At 36.3% G+C, this 19,495-nt stretch carries 22 protein-coding genes; 5 read left to right on the plus strand and 17 right to left on the minus strand.

From position 1 onward, the window contains the following. Positions 1-16 precede the first annotated feature (16 nt). Positions 17-1,114 carry a glycosyltransferase family 4 protein gene (locus tag IW16_RS16215; protein WP_228376951.1) on the plus strand — a complete coding sequence of 366 codons (1,098 nt, stop codon included), beginning with the start codon at positions 17-19 and terminating at the stop codon, positions 1,112-1,114. On the opposite strand, the gene IW16_RS16220 is transcribed toward IW16_RS16215, so the two are convergent. From IW16_RS16220 to pdxA, 12 genes are all read right to left on the minus strand, one after another. Then, positions 1,111-1,854 (minus strand): polysaccharide deacetylase family protein, encoded by a 744-nt coding sequence (locus tag IW16_RS16220; RefSeq protein WP_034746921.1) that lies wholly within the window; start codon positions 1,852-1,854, stop codon positions 1,111-1,113. The two genes, IW16_RS16215 and IW16_RS16220, sit on opposite strands and share 4 nt — an antisense overlap. Positions 1,855-2,236: 382 nt before the next feature. Continuing rightward, on the minus strand, positions 2,237-2,995 hold the full coding sequence (locus IW16_RS16225) for a glycosyltransferase family 2 protein (protein WP_034746584.1): 759 nt from the start codon (positions 2,993-2,995) through the stop codon (positions 2,237-2,239). Next, positions 2,995-4,242, minus strand: coding sequence for an ornithine--oxo-acid transaminase (gene rocD, locus IW16_RS16230; RefSeq protein ID WP_034746587.1), 1,248 nt, complete (start codon positions 4,240-4,242; stop codon positions 2,995-2,997). The genes IW16_RS16225 and rocD overlap by 1 nt, the downstream gene beginning before the upstream one ends. Positions 4,243-4,454: 212 nt before the next feature. Next, on the minus strand, positions 4,455-5,348 hold the full coding sequence (locus tag IW16_RS16235) for a tyrosine-protein phosphatase (RefSeq protein WP_051890364.1): 894 nt from the start codon (positions 5,346-5,348) through the stop codon (positions 4,455-4,457). A gap of 241 nt (positions 5,349-5,589) precedes the next feature. Beyond that, the gene (locus IW16_RS16240; protein ID WP_034746590.1) at positions 5,590-6,381 is read right to left on the minus strand and encodes a hypothetical protein; all 792 of its coding nucleotides are present in this window, start codon (positions 6,379-6,381) and stop codon (positions 5,590-5,592) included. Between the two features lie 61 nt (positions 6,382-6,442). Then, entirely contained in the window at positions 6,443-6,994 is a 552-nt protein-coding gene (locus IW16_RS16245) for a YdcF family protein (protein ID WP_034746593.1), read from the minus strand. Between the two features lie 210 nt (positions 6,995-7,204). Further along, positions 7,205-7,609, minus strand: coding sequence for a type VI secretion system tube protein TssD (tssD, locus tag IW16_RS16255; RefSeq protein ID WP_034746598.1), 405 nt, complete (start codon positions 7,607-7,609; stop codon positions 7,205-7,207). Positions 7,610-7,984: 375 nt separating this feature from the next. Continuing rightward, positions 7,985-9,340, minus strand: coding sequence for an acetyl-CoA carboxylase biotin carboxylase subunit (gene accC / locus IW16_RS16260; protein WP_034746601.1), 1,356 nt, complete (start codon positions 9,338-9,340; stop codon positions 7,985-7,987). A 99-nt stretch (positions 9,341-9,439) separates the two neighbouring features. After that, positions 9,440-9,919, minus strand: coding sequence for an acetyl-CoA carboxylase biotin carboxyl carrier protein (gene accB, locus IW16_RS16265; RefSeq protein ID WP_034746604.1), 480 nt, complete (start codon positions 9,917-9,919; stop codon positions 9,440-9,442). 127 nt (positions 9,920-10,046) lie between these two features. Further along, a complete protein-coding gene (gene rpmF / locus IW16_RS16270) occupies positions 10,047-10,250 on the minus strand; it encodes a 50S ribosomal protein L32 (protein WP_034746606.1) in 204 nt (67 codons plus the stop codon). 69 nt (positions 10,251-10,319) lie between these two features. Continuing rightward, the gene (locus tag IW16_RS16275; protein ID WP_034746609.1) at positions 10,320-10,853 is read right to left on the minus strand and encodes a YceD family protein; all 534 of its coding nucleotides are present in this window, start codon (positions 10,851-10,853) and stop codon (positions 10,320-10,322) included. A gap of 84 nt (positions 10,854-10,937) precedes the next feature. Further along, on the minus strand, positions 10,938-12,029 hold the full coding sequence (gene pdxA / locus IW16_RS16280) for a 4-hydroxythreonine-4-phosphate dehydrogenase PdxA (protein ID WP_034746612.1): 1,092 nt from the start codon (positions 12,027-12,029) through the stop codon (positions 10,938-10,940). A 48-nt stretch (positions 12,030-12,077) separates the two neighbouring features. Here pdxA and IW16_RS16285 point away from each other — a divergent pair, with 48 nt between their 5' ends. From IW16_RS16285 to IW16_RS16295, 3 genes are read left to right on the plus strand one after another with little or no spacing between them, the layout of a single operon-like run. After that, positions 12,078-12,662, plus strand: a complete 585-nt coding sequence (locus IW16_RS16285) for a riboflavin synthase (RefSeq protein ID WP_034746616.1) — start codon at positions 12,078-12,080, stop codon at positions 12,660-12,662. Position 12,663: 1 nt separating this feature from the next. Then, positions 12,664-14,118, plus strand: coding sequence for a sensor histidine kinase (locus tag IW16_RS16290; RefSeq protein ID WP_034746619.1), 1,455 nt, complete (start codon positions 12,664-12,666; stop codon positions 14,116-14,118). Beyond that, complete coding sequence (locus IW16_RS16295) at positions 14,118-14,825, plus strand: tRNA1(Val) (adenine(37)-N6)-methyltransferase (protein ID WP_034746621.1); 708 nt, start codon at positions 14,118-14,120, stop codon at positions 14,823-14,825. Before IW16_RS16290 ends, IW16_RS16295 begins: the two co-directional genes overlap by 1 nt. A gap of 73 nt (positions 14,826-14,898) precedes the next feature. On the opposite strand, the gene IW16_RS16300 is transcribed toward IW16_RS16295, so the two are convergent. Both IW16_RS16300 and rpmH read right to left on the minus strand, forming a co-directional pair. After that, entirely contained in the window at positions 14,899-15,609 is a 711-nt protein-coding gene (locus IW16_RS16300; protein ID WP_034746623.1) for a cell division ATP-binding protein FtsE, read from the minus strand. Between the two features lie 155 nt (positions 15,610-15,764). Next, positions 15,765-15,923 (minus strand): 50S ribosomal protein L34, encoded by a 159-nt coding sequence (rpmH, locus tag IW16_RS16305; protein ID WP_034746626.1) that lies wholly within the window; start codon positions 15,921-15,923, stop codon positions 15,765-15,767. A 235-nt stretch (positions 15,924-16,158) separates the two neighbouring features. On the opposite strand from rpmH, the gene IW16_RS16310 reads away from it, so the two are divergent. Then, positions 16,159-17,163, plus strand: a complete 1,005-nt coding sequence (locus IW16_RS16310; RefSeq protein ID WP_034746629.1) for a DHH family phosphoesterase — start codon at positions 16,159-16,161, stop codon at positions 17,161-17,163. A gap of 21 nt (positions 17,164-17,184) precedes the next feature. Here IW16_RS16310 and IW16_RS16315 read toward each other — a convergent pair whose 3' ends face one another. The 3 genes from IW16_RS16315 to IW16_RS16325 all read right to left on the minus strand — a co-directional run bounded on the left by IW16_RS16315 (position 17,185) and on the right by IW16_RS16325 (position 19,488). Further along, entirely contained in the window at positions 17,185-18,003 is an 819-nt protein-coding gene (locus IW16_RS16315) for a patatin-like phospholipase family protein (protein WP_034746632.1), read from the minus strand. Between the two features lie 72 nt (positions 18,004-18,075). Then, positions 18,076-18,858: an alpha/beta fold hydrolase gene (locus tag IW16_RS16320; RefSeq protein WP_034746635.1), complete on the minus strand. Its 783-nt coding sequence runs from the start codon at positions 18,856-18,858 to the stop codon at positions 18,076-18,078. Between the two features lie 114 nt (positions 18,859-18,972). Continuing rightward, the gene (locus IW16_RS16325; RefSeq protein ID WP_034746638.1) at positions 18,973-19,488 is read right to left on the minus strand and encodes an ExbD/TolR family protein; all 516 of its coding nucleotides are present in this window, start codon (positions 19,486-19,488) and stop codon (positions 18,973-18,975) included. Between the last annotated feature and the right edge of the window lie 7 nt (positions 19,489-19,495).

Genomic DNA, 19,495 nt, shown 5'->3' on the forward strand with positions numbered 1-19,495 from the left:
TAAATTTATATTTTTGATGAAAAGCTTAACAGTAATGGAACATAAAATCCTGATTGATGCCGAAAGATTGAAGTACCCGAAGTCGGGAATTGCAAACGTATGTGTTTCATTAATAAAGGGTCTGGACGAGAAAGGGTCTGATTTTGAGTACTTTTTTTATGGACCAAAAAAAAATATTCCACCGACAAAAAAAAAAATAAATATTATCGACTGGAAATTCTGGCAAAAAAGAATTTCTATCAATACAAAATCTTTTTCTCTGATCCATACAGCCCATCAGCTTTCTAAATATTTTCATACTGTAAGAGCCGGGCAGAAAAAAGTAGTGACGCTTCATGATCTTAATTTTCTGCACGATGGAAGCTCTGAACAAAAAGTGGAAAAAACTATAAAGACCGTTCAGAAAAATCTTGGGAATGCAGATGCTGTAGTATGTATTTCAGAATTTGTTAAAAATGATTTTCTTAAAAATAAAAAACTTTTTACTTTAAAAAATAATGTCAGAGTAGATGTCATCTACAACGGATTGATATTTCCTGAATCTGCTGAATTTAAATCTGATCATAAGTACAGCTTCATAGGGAAGAAATATATTCTAAATATTGGGGTGCTTTTTCCTAAAAAAAATCAGGAGGCACTTCTTGATCTTATTTCAAAAAATGACAGAGACCTTGTGCTGGTAACCTCTTCTGCAAAATCTGCTTACAAGGAAAAATTTTTAGAAAAAATAAAAATATTAGGATTGGAAAAAAGGGTTCATATCCTGGAGAATGTAGATAATAATGAAAAATACTTTCTCATACAGCACTGCGAATCTTACTGCCATCCATCATTAGCTGAGGGTTTTGGTATTCCACCTGTGGAAGCGATGTATTTTGGAAAACCAGTCTTTTTAAGCACACTGACCAGTCTTCCTGAAATTGGTGGGGATCTGGCTTTTTATTTTGACAACTTTTCAGCAGAACATATGCAGCATGTATATGCATCGGGAATGCAGACATATGGTGCCAGAAAAGATGAATATATGATACGGTTAAAAAACCGGGCCATGAAGTTCGGCTATCAGGAAATGGCTGATGCTTATGAAAAACTTTATAAGGAACTTTTGAATTAAAGTTTGATCTTTCCGAGCTTTAATTTCCATTTAAAAACGTCGAAACTATCACCCCCTTTGATGTCAATTCTTTTGATCTCAAATTTATTTTTCCAGGGAAAATAGGAAATATTGTTTCCGATACGTAAAGCTGAAGTAATACCTGCTTTTTCCAGTATGGAAAAGAACTCTTTTTTTTGTACCCCTTTCTTAGGGAATTTACCATAAGGGTAGGCAAGTACCTTTGTAAAAGGAATTTCTTTTTCTTCTAAAGTGCGGATGTTTTGATGAAGATCATCTGCTGCCTCCTGCAAAGAAATCTGTGAATAGTTTTTGTGAGTATGACTGTGCAGCGCAATTTCTACGTATTGAGGATTAAGAGATCTAATCTCATCAAACGTCATCATATCGCGGTTTTGATTGGTCTCATCATTCTGAATGAGTCCGGTTGGAATAAAAATAGTAGCCTTTAGCTGGTACTTTTCCAGTAACGGGACCATGTACTGAAGATTATTAAGGTAGCCGTCATCAAAAGTAAGAATGAGTTTGTGTTTCAGATCACTGTTGCTGTTCAGATCATTAAAAAACAAGGTGTTATAATTGTTTTTAACATACTGAAGCTGTTTTTCCAGATTCTCTACTGATACAGTAAGTGAGTCCTTGCTGGGAATTTCTCTCTCCGGCAAGACCTTATGATACATGAGAATTCGGACACTTTCAGTTTTCGAAAATCCTAGTGTCCTTTTAACAAATTTGAACATGGCTATCTGAATTTTTGGATCCGTTTGTTTTTTATGGAGTTTATACCAATAAAAATGTATCACGTTCCATATAATTCTATTGTTTTTTTATGATGGTCTAATTTACGATCTAAGTAGTGTATAAGTCTACTTAAAATGACTTCTGTTACAATTCCTCAAATTTAATTAAATATTGGATACAGCAGCTTAAAAATACCTTAAAATAAGACGAGGCAACTGAAACAAGTCATTACAAAACTAAAGAAAGCTATTTGAAGGAGCAGAAAAAAAAGATAAACAGAGACTATCTGAATATCTACAACGTTTTTTCTCATTGTATAATGGTCATAAAAAGAACAGCCGGCTGCAAGCAGGCCGGCTGTTTTATTGTATATCGGTAAGGCTATTTTTTGAATTTAAGGATTTCATTGATTTTTATATATTTCAGGAAGGTGTAAAATGCTCCGGTAATAGAAATATAAAATCCGGCAACACCATCCAAAAATCCCAGTTTGAAAAAATAGGTCTTCATGAAATCATAGAAAGGGGAAAAGATAATCTTGAAAAGAGTTACTGATTTTCCGTTTGATACCTTTTTTTCTGCCATCAATTGTGTGTAATTGTTGATCTTTTCAATATGATGGGCAATACTTTTATAGGTATAGTGATTGATATTTCCGGGCAGCTTTCCTTTTCTGTCTTCTGTAATAAAGCATTCATGGACCAGATCATCGGTGTATTTTCCGTGATCTTTTCTAAAGAATCTTTCTCTCCATACATTACCCCAACCGCCGTATTTAATGGTTTTACTCAGCAGGATATTGTTGAAGTGAATCTGATATACATTATATGGAGGATTGGAGCTTTTTAAAATTTCTTTAATAGCATTGATTGCTGTTTCATCCGGAACTTCATCGGAATCCAGAAACAAAATCCATTCTCCTGAAGCTAAAGAAAGGGTATAGTTTTTCTGACAGCCAAAGCCGCGGAATTTTTTTCTGATAAATTTCACTTTTGGAAATCCGGTACAGATTTCCTCAGTTTTGTCTGTGGAAAAAGAATCAACGATAATAATCTCATCGGCTATTTCATCAATGCTCCTGATACTTTTCTCAATGATTCTTTCTCCATTTAAAACAATATAACAGACTGATAACTTCATTAACGAAATTCTGTAATAGTTTTTTCAATGATTTTAACACAGTCTAATAACTGCTCTTCTGTGATGACCAAAGGTGGTGCTAACCTGATGATGTTTCCATGCGTAGGTTTTGCAAGCAGGCCGTTTTCTTTCAACTGTAAACATAGATTCCATGCTGTAGAGCTGTCCGGTGTATCGTTGATCAGAATAGCATTTAAAAGACCCTTTCCTCTTACTTTGGTAATAAGGTCATGTTTTTCAATGATCTTTTCAATTTCAGATCTGAATAGCTGACCCAGCTGTTCTGCTCTTTCTGAAAGTTTCTCATCAGCCACAACATCCAAAGCTGCCACTGCCACTGCACAGGCAATAGGGTTTCCTCCGAACGTAGATCCGTGCTGTCCTGGCTTGATCACATTCATGATGTTGTCATTGGCCAATACTGCTGATACAGGATACATTCCTCCGGAAAGAGCTTTTCCTAAAATAAGAATATCAGGCTGTACATTTTCATGGTGACATGCAATCAGCTGTCCTGTTCTTGCAATACCGGTCTGAACCTCGTCAGCGATGAAAAGTACATTATGTTTTTTACAAAGTTCAGAAGCGTTTTTCAGATAACCTTCATCCGGAACATATACACCTGCTTCCCCCTGAATAGGTTCCACTAAAAATGCAGCGATATTTCCAGCTTCTCTATTCAATACTTCTTCAAGTGCTGCCGTATCATTATAAGGAATTTTAATAAATCCAGGTGTGAAAGGTCCATAGTTTTGGTTAGCATCCGGATCATTAGAGAAAGAAACAATAGTAGTTGTTCTTCCGTGGAAATTATTTTCACAAACGATAATCTTCGCTGCGTTTTCTGAAATTCCTTTTACTTCATAACTCCATTTTCTCGCTAATTTTACAGCAGTTTCTACAGCTTCAGCTCCGGAGTTCATAGGAAGAACCTTATCAAATCCAAAAAGAGTAGTGATTTTCTGCTCGTACTCGCCCAGGTTTGAATTGTAAAATGCTCTTGAAGTCAGGGCCAGCTTCTTAGCCTGGTTTACTAAAGCCTCTACAATTTTTGGATGAGAATGTCCTTGATTCACAGCAGAATATGCTGAAAGAAAATCATAGTACTTTTTACCTTCTACATCCCATACAAAAACGCCTTCTCCCCGGTCAAGAACTACTGGAAGAGGATGATAGTTATGCGCTCCATGTTTGTCTTCGAGGTCAATGAAATACTGTGAGTTTTTTGCTGTTGCTGCTGTTGACATATGTTTCGGTTTTTGACAAATTTAAGCATTATTAATGAGATGCATGAACAAAAACGTAATACAGTACACAGGCTTATTTAAAGTGTATTTTAAGGGTGCACTCTGCTGTTTTAGAAAATATTTCCTTAGCAGATCAGGTCATGCAGGTTTTATATCTTTATGACTTGAGTTTTTTTATCGTAAGCTTTTGTATTTATTTTTTAACCCTGATTCTATGTTGAAAGAAGATTCTTTTTAATTTTCTCCTGTGTCGTTTTGTCAATGTGTAATCCTTGTTCAAAATAATTTTCTATAGAACCATAATTTTTTTCAACTGTGTTAAAAGAAGCATCCAGATATTCTTTCCTGACTCCAATCACATCGAGTATAATGTCTTTTTTTACACCTGCTGCTACAAACGAATCTATTTGTTTCTGATAGGCAGGTATTAGATAAGTGTTTGAATCTAAATAGTTGCTGTAAATCTGATCTTTTGGAGTTCCCAGAAGGGCAAGAAGAGAGGCTGCAGCCCACCCGGTCCTGTCTTTTCCTGCTGTACAGTGAAAAAGAGCGGGTAAATTCTTATCATTGGCTAGTGAAAGGAAAAAATCATGATATGCTTTTTTGGCACTTGGCAATTCTACAAGATCTGTGTAGACCTGCTTAAATAATTCAACAGCTTTGCCATTACCCATTATGGTATTGACTTCGTTTGTGTTTTGTAAAGTTTTTGCTAAGGTAGCAACACCTGCAGAACTGTTATCAGCAAGAACATTTAACCATATTTCTTTTGAATCTCCTGATATCTGATCGGGAAATTGTGCCCTTTCTTCAGCTGTTCTTAAATCATAAATGGTTTTTAGATGGAGGGCTTGTAGTTTTGAGATATCTTCTCTTGAAATTGGATTAAGCTGGTTGGAACGATAGACTAAACCTTCCTTTATTTTTTTTCCGTCTGTGGTGTCATATCCTCCTAAATCTCTGAGGTTGGGTACAGATTGAATATTAAGGTTAACACCTGCAATTACATCTTGCGGGGATTCTGTTTTTGCCGTTTTGTTACAGCGCAAATTGGATATTATCATTAAAAATAAAATGGAGTAGTTAATACATATTTTTTTCATCATGTGGCTGTCTGTTTTTTATGTTAAAAAGCAAATTTTTCCATTTCTTTCAGCAGATTTTTTGCTTCTGCAGCCGCTAATTTACAACATTATAGACCGTTTAAAGTGGTTTTTAAAGTATATGCATTATATTATTAAAAGCAGTTGAAAATTTACTATAACTATATTAAAATAAAAAAAAGCATACCCATTTTCAGGTTATGCTTTACTGTTTTCTTATCTGCTCTATCATGTGTTCATCAGGTTATATCATACTGCTTATTTCCCTGTACAATATTTTTTCTCCATCAGAAAGCGTAAACTCAGCTTTCTTTTTCGAATACTGTCTTTTGGGAGAATTATATTCCATTTGTATCGTAAGGGTTGCTTTGTACACTGACGTTTTTGGCAGATATTTTTTATCGATTTCTTCTTTTAAGTGAGCTGGAATAATGATTTCTGAATTGAAAAAAGAATCGAACCCATAATCTCTCTGCTCAGCTATGATCGTTCCTGTACATTCTATAGCTCCAATTCCTTTAATATTCCATTCAATGGATTCATCATTTTTTCCACCGTTGTCCACATAAGAAGGGGCAAAAAAAAGAAGATTCCAAAAAGGCTCTTTCTGTTTATTGGTGTAAAAAAGATGCTCATCTTCCAAATCCCTCAGGTATTGATTTCTGAATACATCAGCATTCTCGTATTTTTCGTGGAGATTTGCTGTTTTCTGTTTCCAGTTTTCCACATTTTTTTTATGATCTGAAGCATTAAGGAAAACTCCCTGTTCATCTACATGGATCTCCAAAGGGTAAAAACTCTGTTCAAGTTCATGGAGAACTTCCATAAAAGGATTCTCAGAAAGCAACGGGGCATCCTCTATTTTTTCTATCAGCCAGTTTTTGGTATGATCTTCATTTTCTGTCTCCTGTATATTAAGTTTACACGAAGAATGGAATCCTTTTTTTTCTCCAAACTGTACTTCAAGAGAGTTTTCCACATGGTAAACATGTGTTCCTGAATATTTCTGAAAAGGTTTAACTTTGTTTTCTTCCATGATTATTTTTTATATTGCCTATAATTCAAATTTCAAATTGCCTTTTTCAAAATATTTTAAACTAAAAATAGTAGGCAGGAAATTCTCTCAGAATAGAATACCCATCTCGGATTTCAAAATAATGAGGACTGGAGCTGGAAATAGAATTAAAATGATGTCTTTTAAACAATTTCTTAATCCGTGTCTGATGATAGTACTGAGATATTGAGACGATACTTTTATACTGTAAACTATTAGCTGCTTTTATGGAATTAACGACCGTTTTTTCAGTATTATCTCCATGATTATCAGTGATAATTATTTCCAAAGGAATTTGATGGGCTGCCAGATATTTTTTCATTTCGGTACCTTCCCAATATCCTTCTTTGCCTAAACCACCACTTACGAATATTTGTTTTATCTGTTTCTTTCTATATAATTTAATAGCATGATCCAGTCTGGCTTTCAATCTGGGAGATAAAGTTCCGTCCGTATTAACTTTATTGCCAAATACTACTGCCAAATCAGCGTTCTGCTCCGTATTGCTTAATCCATCATTGATTATGTAAATAGAATGAACGGCAAACCATAACACTCCTGATACAATAAAGAATTTGAAAATATTTTTCACCATATGATTAATGTACTACCGAATTTTTACTATTCCTGCAGTAAATATCCTACTTTGTTTTGGGGTAAACAAAAAACCGAAAACGTAAATTCTACATTATTCGTAATTTTCAGTAAGGAATTAGTAAATACATTCAAAAAAGACAGAACAGCATCCCTGAAATCGGGTGTACCATTCTGTCTGCTGCTTTTTCCTGATGTAGGTATTACATTCTTAAGAAGGCCATTCTCCTCTGTAAGAAGAAGTTCCAAGATCGATTTGTTCTGCACTGATCACAAAAGTAATGTACATACTGTTGTCATCTACTGCATCGAAATCTAATTCATGCTGGATCACATATCCATTCTCCCATTTTAAGGTTGTAAGAGTTCCTTCCTCGTGAGACTTGTTAAATGTTACCTCTCCGGTTGTAGGCTTATATTTCCCGTTAAGAAGGCTTTCCAGGATGTCTGACTTTTCGGTCGCTTCCACTGTAAGTTTGATCAATGCATTGGAAGGGTCTGATGCCACTCTTCCTGATACGTCTGTAGAACGGGATACACTGTAGTTAAGTTTTAATAACTTTTGTCCTTCACCGCCATTGAATTTTAAAATTCCTCTTGAATTTCTTTCTGCCATGATAAGTAAATTTTAATTGTTAATATTTGTGTGGTTTGTTATCTTATGTCACCAAAAATAGAAGTAATTATATTATCAAAAAAAAATTTTTGAAGAAATTTAAAAAAGTGTCGTAATTCTTCGACTAACAATTGTTAGGTTATTGGTTTGTTGGTAATCAGTTACTTATCGTTTTTAGGTATTAGGCGTTTATGAATTTCCGATGGATAGGGGGATTGCAAGGGAAAAAAAACGAACAGCTTTTAGACATCAAGTTTTGAGGATAGGACTGAGGAAAATAAGATCAACAGAAAATAAAACAGTTGATTTTTCATAGCCAGTGAATAAAAAAACTGCCCCAAAATGAGGCAGTTCAAATTTTATGTATAAATAATCTTAGTGATTATCGTATTTTCTGTCCATTACAAAATCTTCCATGAATTTTGTAGTGTAGTTTCCTGCAAGATAATCTTCATTATCCATTAGTTGTCTGTGGAAAGGAATAGTCGTTTTTACTCCTTCAATATAGAATTCTTCCAGGGCACGTCTCATTTTAGCAATAGCTTCCTCGCGGGTTTGAGCCGTAGTAATAAGCTTAGCGATCATGGAGTCATAATTGGAAGGAATAGTATATCCTGAATAAACGTGAGTATCCACTCTGATTCCGTGTCCGCCAGGGATGTTTAATCCTGTGATTTTTCCAGGTGACGGTCTGAAGTCTGCGTAAGGATCTTCCGCGTTGATTCTACATTCGATTGAATGTAATTTCGGGTAATAATTGATTCCTGAAATTGGAGTTCCTGCAGCAAGAAGGATCTGTTCTCTGATCAGGTCATAATCGATTACCTGCTCAGTGATCGGGTGCTCTACCTGGATTCTTGTATTCATTTCCATGAAATAGAAATTTCTGTGCTTGTCTACAAGGAATTCGATAGTACCTACACCTTCATATCCGATGAATTCAGCGGCTTTTACAGCAGCGGCACCCATTTCTTCACGAAGTTCGTCTGTCATGAAGGGAGAAGGAGTTTCTTCCGTTAGTTTCTGGTTTCTTCTCTGTACAGAACAGTCTCTTTCAGAAAGGTGACATGCTTTTCCGTACTGGTCACCAGCTACCTGGATCTCAATATGTCTTGGTTCTTCGATCAGTTTTTCCATGTACATTCCTCCGTTTCCGAAGGCTGCAACAGCTTCCTGAATCGCAGATTCCCAGTGTTCTTTAAGGTCTTCAGCTTTCCATACCGCTCTCATTCCTTTTCCTCCACCCCCTGCAGTAGCTTTGATCATAACAGGATAACCCGTTTCTTCAGCTACTTTTACAGCATGTTCGTAAGATTCAATCAATCCGTCAGACCCAGGTACACATGGTACTCCTGCTGCCTTCATGGTAGCTTTGGCATTGGCTTTATCCCCCATTCTTTCAATCTGCTGAGGAGAAGCACCAATAAACTTGATGTTATTTTTCTGGCAGATTCCTGAGAAATTGGCATTTTCAGAAAGGAATCCATATCCAGGGTGAATAGCATCAGCGTTGGTAATTTCAGCTGCAGCAATAATGTTAGGGATTTTAAGGTATGAGTCTTTGCTCATTGGAGGACCAATACACACTGCTTCATCAGCAAACCTTACGTGAAGACTGTCTTTGTCTGCAGTAGAGTATACGGCAACGGTTTTGATTCCCATTTCTTTGCACGTACGTAAAATACGCATTGCAATTTCGCCACGATTGGCTATTAATATTTTTTTGAACATCTTCTTCAATTTGAAAATTAGATAATTTGAAAATTAGATAATGTTATTTTGAATGCAGAATTGAGTCTAACATCTAATGTCTAACATCTAACCTCTAAATTAAGATGGATCTACTAAGAATAAAGGCTGATCGTATTCTACCGGCGTCGCATCATCTACTAAGATTTTAACGATTTTTCCGCTGATTTCAGAATCGATCTGGTTAAATAACTTCATGGCTTCGATTACACAAACTACTTTTCCTGCAGAAACTTCGTCACCTACGTTTACAAATACATCTTTATCAGGAGATGGTTTTCTGTAGAAAGTACCGATCATTGGTGATTTGATCGCTACATATTTGCTGTCATCAGATACTGCCTCAGCCTTTTCAGCTGGAGCTGCTGCCGGAGCTGCTACCTGAGCTGGAGCTGCTGCCTGAGGGGCTGTGTGGTAAACTGCTGGCTGTGCATACACTGCATCGCTGCCGGCTAATGGAGTTTTAATAGTGATTTCGAAATCTTTAGTTTTGTACTTTACTTCTGAAACTTCAGCCTTAGATACAAACTTGATAAGATTTTGTATGTCTTTAATGTCCATAAATTTTATATTTGATTTTGGGTCAAAGATACCAAAAAAACACAAAAAACAACAAAAAACAGCCCGATTTTATCAAAATCGGGCTGTTTTTGTATTAAAATGAGGCTTTTTCAGTGAAAAGCGACTCTTAGTTTTCTTCTGTAGCTGTTACTTCTTTTTCCAATACTACTTTACCTCTGTAGTAAAGTTTTCCTTCATGCCAGTGAGCTCTGTGGTAAAGGTGAAGTTCACCAGTTGTTGCATCTTTAGCTAATTGAGGAACTACTGCTTTATAATGAGTTCTTCTCTTATCTCTTCTTGTGGACGACTGTCTTCTCTTAGGATGTGCCATTTTTGAATAACTTTTTTAATTGATGAGCGATGAGATTCATCATCTCATCATATTTAAATTATTTTTTATTTAATTATTGTCTTTTAACTTTTTCAGTGCTTCCCATCTCGGGTCGCTTTCCTGTTTCTCTTCTTCCTCGGGTTCTTCAATATCTTTTGGACTGAACCTGTTGAGAATTTCCAGATCTTCATCACTTACATTCGGTGAGACTTTTTTCATCGGTATAGAAAGTGTTACGCTTTCATAGACCAACTGGGCCACATTGAATGCGTGATCTGAGGTAGGGATGGTAATGACGTCTTCATTGCTGTCGTCATATTCTTCGCCAAAATTCACTAAAATTCTGATCTCGTTTTCAATAGGGTGATCGAATTCATCATTGGTGAGATCACAAATGAGTTCTACAGTCCCTTGTACTTTGATCTCAAATTCTAAAAATGTAGTATGCTTTTCAAGAAAAACATCAGCTACTATTTTAGGATTTGTAAATTCCTGTTCAGTGTCAAATAATTGAAAGAACGTTTTTTCAATCTCAAATTTGAACTCGTGCTTTCCGTTTTTAAGTCCGGAAAAGCTTACGTCATAGTTTCTTAACTTGTCCATAAAATGAGTGTGCAAAAATATGCAATTTTTTTATAATAACAAATAAAATCCATAACAAATTAATTTAAAATTTGTTTTAACGAATTATCCTTCATTTTCATCCGGCAGATCTTCATCAACTCCGTTGTCTACAACCATTTTTCTTGGCTGCATACGGTTGGTCATCAGATCATTATATTCGCTTCTGTTCTTAAATATTTTAATAGCTGTAAAGATCGCTTCTGTAAAACTCTGTTCATCAGCAATGTTTTTTCCTGCAATATCATACGCTACTCCATGGTCCGGAGAAGTTCTGATAAACGGTAGTCCGGCTGTGTAATTCACGCCTTCTTCGTACGCTAAAGTTTTGAATGGAGCCAGTCCCTGATCGTGATACATGGCCAAAACAGCATCGAAATTTTTGTATTTGTTTGGCTGGAAGAAACTGTCTGCAGGGTAAGGACCAAAAGCCAGTATTCCATTGTCAGAAAGTTCTTTGATTGCCGGTTCTATGATTTCAATTTCTTCTTTACCGATCACCCCTCCGTCACCCGCATGAGGATTCAATCCCAATACAGCGATTTTAGGTTTCTGAATACAGAAATCTTCAATCAAGGTTTGGTTTAAGGCTCTGATCTGTTTTTTTATTTTTTCTTTGGAAATATTTTCAGCAACACTGGAAATAGGAATATGGTGTGTAGAAACAGCTACTTTCAAGTCGTCAGTAACTAAGAACATCAGTCCTTTTTTGCTGAATTTTTCTTCAAAATATCCTGTGTGCCCCGTATGTTTAAATCCCATTTTTACCATTTCATCTTTATTGATAGGAGCAGTAACAAGCACGTCAATATCTCCTTTCATTAAAGCTTCAGTGGCAAGTTCCAAAGATTCAATAGCCATTTTGGTTGATTCTTCTGTTGGTACACCAAGTTCTACATTCACATTGTCCTTTGTCAGGTTCACCATATTGAGTTTTCCCGGCTGAGCCTGTGATGCTTCATTGATGTAGTTGAAATTCACATTCAGCTTGAAAATATTTTTCTGGAATGTAAACAACTTTCCCGAGCCAAAAATCACCGGAGTGAAAAAGTCCGTAATGGTTTTGTCTGTCAGGGACTTCATGATGATCTCCGGACCGATGCCGTTAAAATCACCGATTGAAATTCCTACTCGTACTTTATGGTTTTTTGGGCTCATTTTGATTATCTTTGAAGATTATAATTTACAAATTTAGCAAAAAATAATATGTTCACAGGAATTATTGAAGCAGTTGGCGTTATTGAAAAGATTGAAGAAAAAGGAAGCAACATAGATTTCACATTAACATGCCCTTTTACGAGCGAATTAAAAATAGACCAAAGTCTGGCTCATAATGGGTGCTGCCTTACCGTTGTTGAGATTAAAGATGATCAATATGTGGTCACAGCGATCAGTGAAACATTGGAAAAGACCAATCTTGGAAAGTGGGACCTTGGTACAGTTGTTAATCTTGAGCGTTGTATGAAGATGGATGGAAGGCTAGACGGACATATTGTACAGGGACATGTTGATAAAACAGGAGAGGTAGCAGGAATAGAAAATAAAGATGGCAGCTATTTCATTACTGTTAAATATGAAGATGACGGTAGTTTTGTAACTGTTCCGCAAGGTTCAATTACGGTGAATGGGATCAGTCTTACCGTCGCAAAAAGTGAGGATACACAGTTTTCTGTAGCTATTATCCCATACACATGGGAATTTACCAATATGCAACATTTGAAAATCGGAGATAAAGTTAATTTAGAATTTGATATCATTGGTAAGTATATTGCTAGGTTAATTAAAAAGTAGGATGCCAATAAGTAAATACAAAGGTTATAGCTTAAGGAACCGGGTGTTTTTCGGTTTTTTACTTGTATGTTTTTTAAGTGTTGTCGCGACATCGCTGGTTCCCTATTTTGTATTAAGGAACAATTCTCTTCAGCAGAGCAATATTGATATGCAGGAGAAGACCAACGCGGTGATGAGATATCTTGATTATGCAGTAAGCCGTACTCTTGTTAAAACAGAAGATCTGCCTAAAGTATTAGGTAATAAAATATTCGAAATAGCAGATATCAACCAGCATGATATTGTAATTTACGATTTGAAAGGAGGCTATCTTCTCTCCAATAAGGATGAAAGTCTTATTGACCAGAGGACCATTCCTGTCAATATTGTCAATAAAATTCTGGCTACTGATTCCAGAGTTGATATTAAAGGCTACGACAAAACCAAAGATGCAGGACGTACTTCTTCCTATCTCCTTTTAAAAAACAATGAACTTGAGCCTATAGGAATTGTATATATTCCTTTGTATCATAACGAATCTGCATATTTAGATGTTCTTCACCAGTATATTAAATATATTCTTCTGGTAGATATTTTTCTGATTCTTTTCAGTATTTGGATAAGCTGGGTGACTTCTAACAGTTTGGCGAAAAACATTACTAAGTTTTCTGATATGATTACACGTATTACATTGTTCGAAAATGAAATGCGTCCTATCAGATATTATAAAAATGATGAGCTTAATGCTTTGGCAAGAGCTTACAACAGAATGATTCTGCAGATTCAGGATCAGAAAGAAAGGTTGCGTTTCAAGGCTTCTGAAGAGGCTTGGAGGGAAATGGCAAAACAGGTAGCTCATGAGGTTAAGAATCCACTTACACCAATGAAACTTACCATTCAGAATTTTGAAAGAAAATTTGATCCGGAAGATCCGAATATCAGAGAAAGGGTAAAGCAGATGAGTAAAACGATGGTGGATCAGATTGACCTGATCGCCACTGTGGCATCAGCCTTCTCTGAATTTGCAAAGCTTCCTGAAAAAAATAACGAGGTCATCAATCTTAATACGGAAGTGGAAGATATTCTGCGCGTTTTCAATGACGACAGTATCTTTATGCATTCCAATAAGAGCAATATTATGATCAATATGGACAGGATTTATCTTTCCAGGATCATTACCAATCTCGTGACCAATGCAAAGCAGGCCCAAAGCGATGAGCGTAAACTCATTATCAATGTAGATGTGGAACAACACCAGAGAAGGGTGATGATCTCTGTACAGGACAATGGAGTGGGAATTCCTGAAAACATGTACGAAAGGATATTTGAGCCTAATTTTACTTCTAAAAACAGCGGCATGGGACTTGGTCTTTCGATGGTGAGAAAAATGATCGAAGACTATAAAGGTGAAATCGCGGTGAAGTCAGAAGTAGGTAAAGGATCTACATTTACAATTACACTGCCTACCAATTTATAGTGAAGCCTTTTAAATTTAAACATTTCGAAATTCAACAGTCAAAAAATGTCTTCCGTGTAGGTACAGACGGGGTATTGCTTGGTGTTTTGGCTAAAGTAGAAACTGCTTCGGAGGTTCTGGAAATAGGAACAGGAACCGGCTTAATTTCATTAATGCTTGCACAAAGAAATTCCAGAGCTTCTTTTTTGGGATTGGATATCAATGAGGAGGCAGCTTCGCTTACTCAAATTAATTTTGAATGCTCCCCGTTTCATTCAAGGCTCAAGAATATTCATCAGGATTTAAAAGATTTTGAAACAGAAACAAGATTTGATCTGATTGTTTCAAACCCACCTTACTTTGAAGAATCTGGTTCCGATAAAGATAAAATTGCACGTCAGACGGTGGAGCTTAACTTTCAACAGCTTGTTGATGCTTCTGTAAGTCTTCTGTCTGATTGCGGGGTTCTGTCGGTAATTATTCCTGCCGAAGCAGGAAATGGCTTTGTTACAATAGCGTTAGAAAATCGGTTGTTCTTACAAAGGAGGGTGAATATTAAAGGAATTCAAAATTCAAAAACGAAAAGAGTAGTTCTTGAGTTTTCATTTGTAGAAGGGGTGGTTGAAGAATCTGATTTTGTCATAGAAAAAAGTCCGAGAGAATACTCGGACCAATATCTTGAACTCACAAAGGAGTTTCATATCTTTAAAAATAGAGAGAGAAGCTAGAGATTAGAAGTAAGATGGTGGCAGTTTAGTTTTAGCTAAATGCCTTCATTTTTTAATCTCATATTCTTTAATCTTACTCAAATAACTCGGCTGTATCCAGTACAGAAACTTTTCCGTCTTCGCATCTGATCGCTTCTCCCGGGAAGTTTTGGATCATATGGTAATCATGTGTTGCCATTACTACAGCAGCTCCATTCTCAAGAGCTACCTGCTTCAGGAGGGTCATGATTTCATTGGATGTTTCAGGGTCAAGGTTTCCTGTTGGCTCATCAGCAAGGATAAGATCAGGGTGGTTCAGTAAAGCTCTTGCAATAGCTACACGCTGCTGCTCTCCTCCGGAAAGTTCATGCGGCATCTTATGCTTTTTACTTTTCATGTTTACACTTCCTAAAACTTCATTGATGCGATCTTCCATTTTTACTTTATCGTTCCATCCTGTTGCTTCAAGAACGAATTTTAAGTTTTTCTCAACCGTTCTGTCTGAGAGCAGCTGAAAATCCTGGAATACAATCCCTAGTTTTCTTCTCAGGTTTGGAATGTCTGAAGGTCTCAGCTTAGCAAGTTCAAAGCCTACCACAGCTCCATGTCCTGATGCTAATGGAATGTGTCCGTAAAGCGTTTTCAGAAGCGAGCTCTTTCCGGAACCTGTTTTTCCGATAAGGTAGCAGAATCTGCCTTTTTTGATGTTAAGATTAACATCAGAAAGAACAGTGAAATTTTTTTGCGCAATTTTTGCGTGCTGTAAGCTTATAATATTATCTCCGGAGATATTTGTATGCGGCATAATTCAATTTTATCGTACTATTTCTAAAATATTTTTTCAGATCTTAAAAATAGAAAAAAGAAGCTTAAAAAACCTAAACTTTAGGAAATTTTAACAACAAAAAATGCCTGAAAAACTTCTTTTCAAGCATAATTTGTATATGATAATTCGAGATATTATCTCTTAGCGCGTACAGCACTAACAGTTAAACTCTTTCTGCCTTTAGCTCTTCTTGCTGCCAAAACTCTTCTACCGTTTGGCGTAGACATTCTTTCTCTGAAACCGTGTTTGTTTCTTTTCTTTCTTTCTGATGGCTGGAATGTTCTTTTACTCATTACTATATATTTAAATCGTAATTAATCTATTAATTTTCAGGTTGCAAAGATATAGAAATTTTTAAAAGTTACAAATTTTAATAATCTTTTTTTGGAAATTATTTGAAATGTTTTTGAACCCTATATCTGCAAACTGCGAGAGGGAAATGAAATATGGGTTCAAAAATTATATTCAAATGATTTATTTAAAAGCTCTATCTTTGAAAACTCAAATTTAAAGAAAAATAAACACACGATGTTTACACCAGCAGAACTTTTAGATATCAGTACATTACTTACTCCTGAAAACAAGATAGTTATCCTTACCCATTACAATCCGGACGGAGACGCTATAGGTTCCAGTCTGGGATTAAAACACTATTTGGGTGCAAAAGGAATTCCGGCAGAAGTGATTGTGCCGAATGATTTTCCGAAATTTTTGAAATGGATGCCGGAATCTAAAAAAGTAATCATCGGAGAGTATAAGAGAAAATATGCATCTGATCTGATAAGTGGGGCAGATGTGATCTTCTGTCTTGATTTTAATTCTCCATCAAGAATAGGAATTTTAGGAGACTGGCTTACGAAAGCTAAGGCGAAGAAAATTCTTATCGATCATCACCAGCAGCCTGAAAAATTTGATTTTGTTTATTCTGACACAGTGATTCCTGCGACTTCACAGATGATTTATCATTTTATTGAAGCGATGGAAGATGAGAATTTAGTCAATCAGGATATTGCAGAATGTCTTTATACAGGGATTATGACCGATACAGGTGGTTTCCGTTTCCGTTCTACAAGTGCCACTACGCACAGGATTATCGCTAATCTGATAGAAAAAGGAGCAGACCCCTCTGTTATTACTTCGAATACATGGGATACCAACACCGTTTCCCGTCTCCATCTTCTCGCTTTGGTATTGGGAAGGATAGAAGTGGTTAATGACGGTAAAGTAGCTGTATTATCACTCACCAGAAATGAACTGAAAGAATATGGTTTCCAGAAAGGGGATACGGAAGGTTTTGTAAACTATGGATTGAGTATTGCCGGAGTGAAAATGGCGGCTTTCTTCATGGAAGATCTTTACGATGACTTTATCAAAATTTCTTTCCGAAGCAAAGATGATGTCGATGTAAACCAGTTCTCCAGAAAGTATTTTAGTGGAGGAGGGCACATTAATGCTGCAGGTGGAAAATCTGATGAATCTTTACCGGATACCATAGAGACATTTAAGAAAAGGCTGGAAGAAGAGAACATATAAATTGTAATAGTTCTTTATACGCTAATCCGCTCTTTGGCGGATACCCAAACCTTTAGTGTATCCTTGGCTTTCAAGCTCTATACAGGTGTATTCATATACTTCCTGAAACATAACGTCCAGGTTTTTCTTACTGAACAAACTGAATTTTGTCATTTTAGGAGGGTCTAAAAAAATATCACAGGATTTAGCTTTCGAATAAACCGATTTGGCGATGGCTAAATGCAGAATCCTATCGAATTCCTTCATAAGGCTCATGTTCTTTAATTCATCGTAGCTTATTGAATTGACGTGGGAGGCAATTAAAAAATCACATTTATCAATAATAGGTTCTATAGGCAGATTGTCCAAAACCCCTCCATCAACATATATTTTTTCACCTATCCTTACAGGAGGCAAAATGAAAGGCACACTGGATGAGGCCAAAAGAGGTCCGAAAAGTTCTCCTTCTGAAAAAAAATCCACGATTCCATGAGTCATTTCTGTGGCGGTAACGTAAACAGGGATTTTCAGAATCTTAAAATCATTCTCAGGAAAATGATCATTAAAAAGTTTTAAAATGAAATTTGAGCTGAAAATTCCATTTTTAGAAAGTTTAAGGTAAGACCTCGAAAAGAAGGTCGTGTGCCTTACGATATCCATCATTTCATCCGGTGATTTTCCGAAAGAATAGAAGGCTCCCACAATGGAACCTGCGCTGGTCCCTGAAATGATATGCGGTCTGAGATTATATTCCTCTAATGCTTTGAGTACTGCGATATGAGCAATTCCGCGCATTCCTCCACCGGATAGCGTAAGGCCGATGACCGGCGGTTTCTTTTTTTTGAACGAGAATAGCCCCATTTAAATAATTAATCTCTACTAATATACAAGAAATTTTGATAAGCATTGGCTGAGACTCACTTCCAAAGGTTTTTACATGACCAGTTTTTTAGGAAGATTGTGAAGGAGCTCTGTATTAATGATTTCTGCGCAAATACCGGGCTTTTCCCAGTGTCCGTTGTGTCCGCAGTCCAGAATGTATGACTTTATATTGGTTCTGTCAGGAAGATGTTTAATCATGATGTCTGTTTTTACCGCATTATCGTGTTTCCCTGCTAAAACCAAAATTTTAGCCTCCAGATTTTCCATGATGTGTTTTTTGTCGGTTCTTTCCACCATGCCTTTTACACAGGCTAAGGCTCCGAGATTATTGGTAGAAAGAGCAGTTTCAAGAGCAGTTTCAATTTTTCCCTCCAGAATATCTCTTTCATTAGGATTGAAGAGATTGGGAATTCCGGCTCTTACATAATGGGCGAAGGCATCTTTAATGATCCTGTAACTTTTGATTCGCTGCTGTTTTTTCTCTTCGTCATCGGGAAAATAGGTTGAGAAAAATAAGGTGAGACTTTTAAGAGTTTGAGGGTATTTATCTGCAAAAGCCAGTGAAGTGTAGCCTCCCATAGAATGTCCCAATAGATGAACTTGAGTCAGTTTCTCATGGTCTAAAACCTTCTTTACTTCATCAGCCATCAGGTCCATAGTATGAACTTCTGCTAAAATGTCGGACTGGCCATGACCGGGAAGATCTATTTTTAATAATGAAAAATTCTTAGAAAGGTGAGGTTCCATATCGCTCCAGATGGATAGGTTTTCCATAAAGCCATGGAGTAGCACCAAAGTTTCTTTTCCGTTTCCTTTTCTCTCAAAATTCAGCATGATCTTAATCGTATTAGCAGTTAAAAATATTTCAGACGTAGTATCACATTCTGAAATCACTTGTATAGTCAAATGTAAATAAAAAAGAGCATTATAAAAATGCTCTTTGTCTTATTATTTTGTTAATTCAGTATATACTTTCTTTTCCCACGGTTTAATATCCGTGATACCATACCTCTCTTTTTTTGAGATCGCGATATTATCCAGGATATCTACGAAATTTTTATAGTTGGCGTCATCAGTAGGTTTTACAATGACAGTGAAATTCTCAGGTTTCGGAGCGTTTTTATATGCTTCAGAAATGATCTTTGAAATTTTTACACCGCTGAAGTCCGTTTCTTTCAGGTTTTCTGCATTCAGATCATTTTGGTTGCTCTGATGATAAAATACCCTGTTGTCCTTTCCCAGAATGAATGTTACCTGGTTCTTCTGATCTACAACAGGTCCACTTGGAGGATCTCCTTTGGCTGGAAGCCCCAGATCCATTACGTTAGGTTTTGTAAAGTTAGTGGTAAACATAAAGAAGGTAATCAGTAAGAATCCCAGATCTACCATGGGAGTCATATCTACCCTGATTAATTTTTTCTTTTGCTTGCCTCCTGATTTTTCCTGTGCAATTACTTCAGCCATAATTCAA

It is taken from the genome of Chryseobacterium vrystaatense (assembly GCF_000737765.1).
GTDB classification, from domain to species: domain Bacteria; phylum Bacteroidota; class Bacteroidia; order Flavobacteriales; family Weeksellaceae; genus Chryseobacterium; species Chryseobacterium vrystaatense.

Coding starts and splice junctions, on each gene's coding strand:
- IW16_RS16215 (WP_228376951.1), top strand. CDS start 17: ATGAAAAGCTTAACAGTAATGGAACATAAAATCCTGATTGATGCCGAA.
- IW16_RS16220 (WP_034746921.1), bottom strand. CDS start 1,854: ATGTTCAAATTTGTTAAAAGGACACTAGGATTTTCGAAAACTGAAAGT.
- IW16_RS16225 (WP_034746584.1), bottom strand. CDS start 2,995: ATGAAGTTATCAGTCTGTTATATTGTTTTAAATGGAGAAAGAATCATT.
- rocD (WP_034746587.1), bottom strand. CDS start 4,242: ATGTCAACAGCAGCAACAGCAAAAAACTCACAGTATTTCATTGACCTC.
- IW16_RS16235 (WP_051890364.1), bottom strand. CDS start 5,348: ATGATGAAAAAAATATGTATTAACTACTCCATTTTATTTTTAATGATA.
- IW16_RS16240 (WP_034746590.1), bottom strand. CDS start 6,381: ATGGAAGAAAACAAAGTTAAACCTTTTCAGAAATATTCAGGAACACAT.
- IW16_RS16245 (WP_034746593.1), bottom strand. CDS start 6,994: ATGGTGAAAAATATTTTCAAATTCTTTATTGTATCAGGAGTGTTATGG.
- tssD (WP_034746598.1), bottom strand. CDS start 7,609: ATGGCAGAAAGAAATTCAAGAGGAATTTTAAAATTCAATGGCGGTGAA.
- accC (WP_034746601.1), bottom strand. CDS start 9,340: ATGTTCAAAAAAATATTAATAGCCAATCGTGGCGAAATTGCAATGCGT.
- accB (WP_034746604.1), bottom strand. CDS start 9,919: ATGGACATTAAAGACATACAAAATCTTATCAAGTTTGTATCTAAGGCT.
- rpmF (WP_034746606.1), bottom strand. CDS start 10,250: ATGGCACATCCTAAGAGAAGACAGTCGTCCACAAGAAGAGATAAGAGA.
- IW16_RS16275 (WP_034746609.1), bottom strand. CDS start 10,853: ATGGACAAGTTAAGAAACTATGACGTAAGCTTTTCCGGACTTAAAAAC.
- pdxA (WP_034746612.1), bottom strand. CDS start 12,029: ATGAGCCCAAAAAACCATAAAGTACGAGTAGGAATTTCAATCGGTGAT.
- IW16_RS16285 (WP_034746616.1), top strand. CDS start 12,078: ATGTTCACAGGAATTATTGAAGCAGTTGGCGTTATTGAAAAGATTGAA.
- IW16_RS16290 (WP_034746619.1), top strand. CDS start 12,664: ATGCCAATAAGTAAATACAAAGGTTATAGCTTAAGGAACCGGGTGTTT.
- IW16_RS16300 (WP_034746623.1), bottom strand. CDS start 15,609: ATGCCGCATACAAATATCTCCGGAGATAATATTATAAGCTTACAGCAC.
- rpmH (WP_034746626.1), bottom strand. CDS start 15,923: ATGAGTAAAAGAACATTCCAGCCATCAGAAAGAAAGAAAAGAAACAAA.
- IW16_RS16310 (WP_034746629.1), top strand. CDS start 16,159: ATGTTTACACCAGCAGAACTTTTAGATATCAGTACATTACTTACTCCT.
- IW16_RS16315 (WP_034746632.1), bottom strand. CDS start 18,003: ATGGGGCTATTCTCGTTCAAAAAAAAGAAACCGCCGGTCATCGGCCTT.
- IW16_RS16320 (WP_034746635.1), bottom strand. CDS start 18,858: ATGCTGAATTTTGAGAGAAAAGGAAACGGAAAAGAAACTTTGGTGCTA.
- IW16_RS16325 (WP_034746638.1), bottom strand. CDS start 19,488: ATGGCTGAAGTAATTGCACAGGAAAAATCAGGAGGCAAGCAAAAGAAA.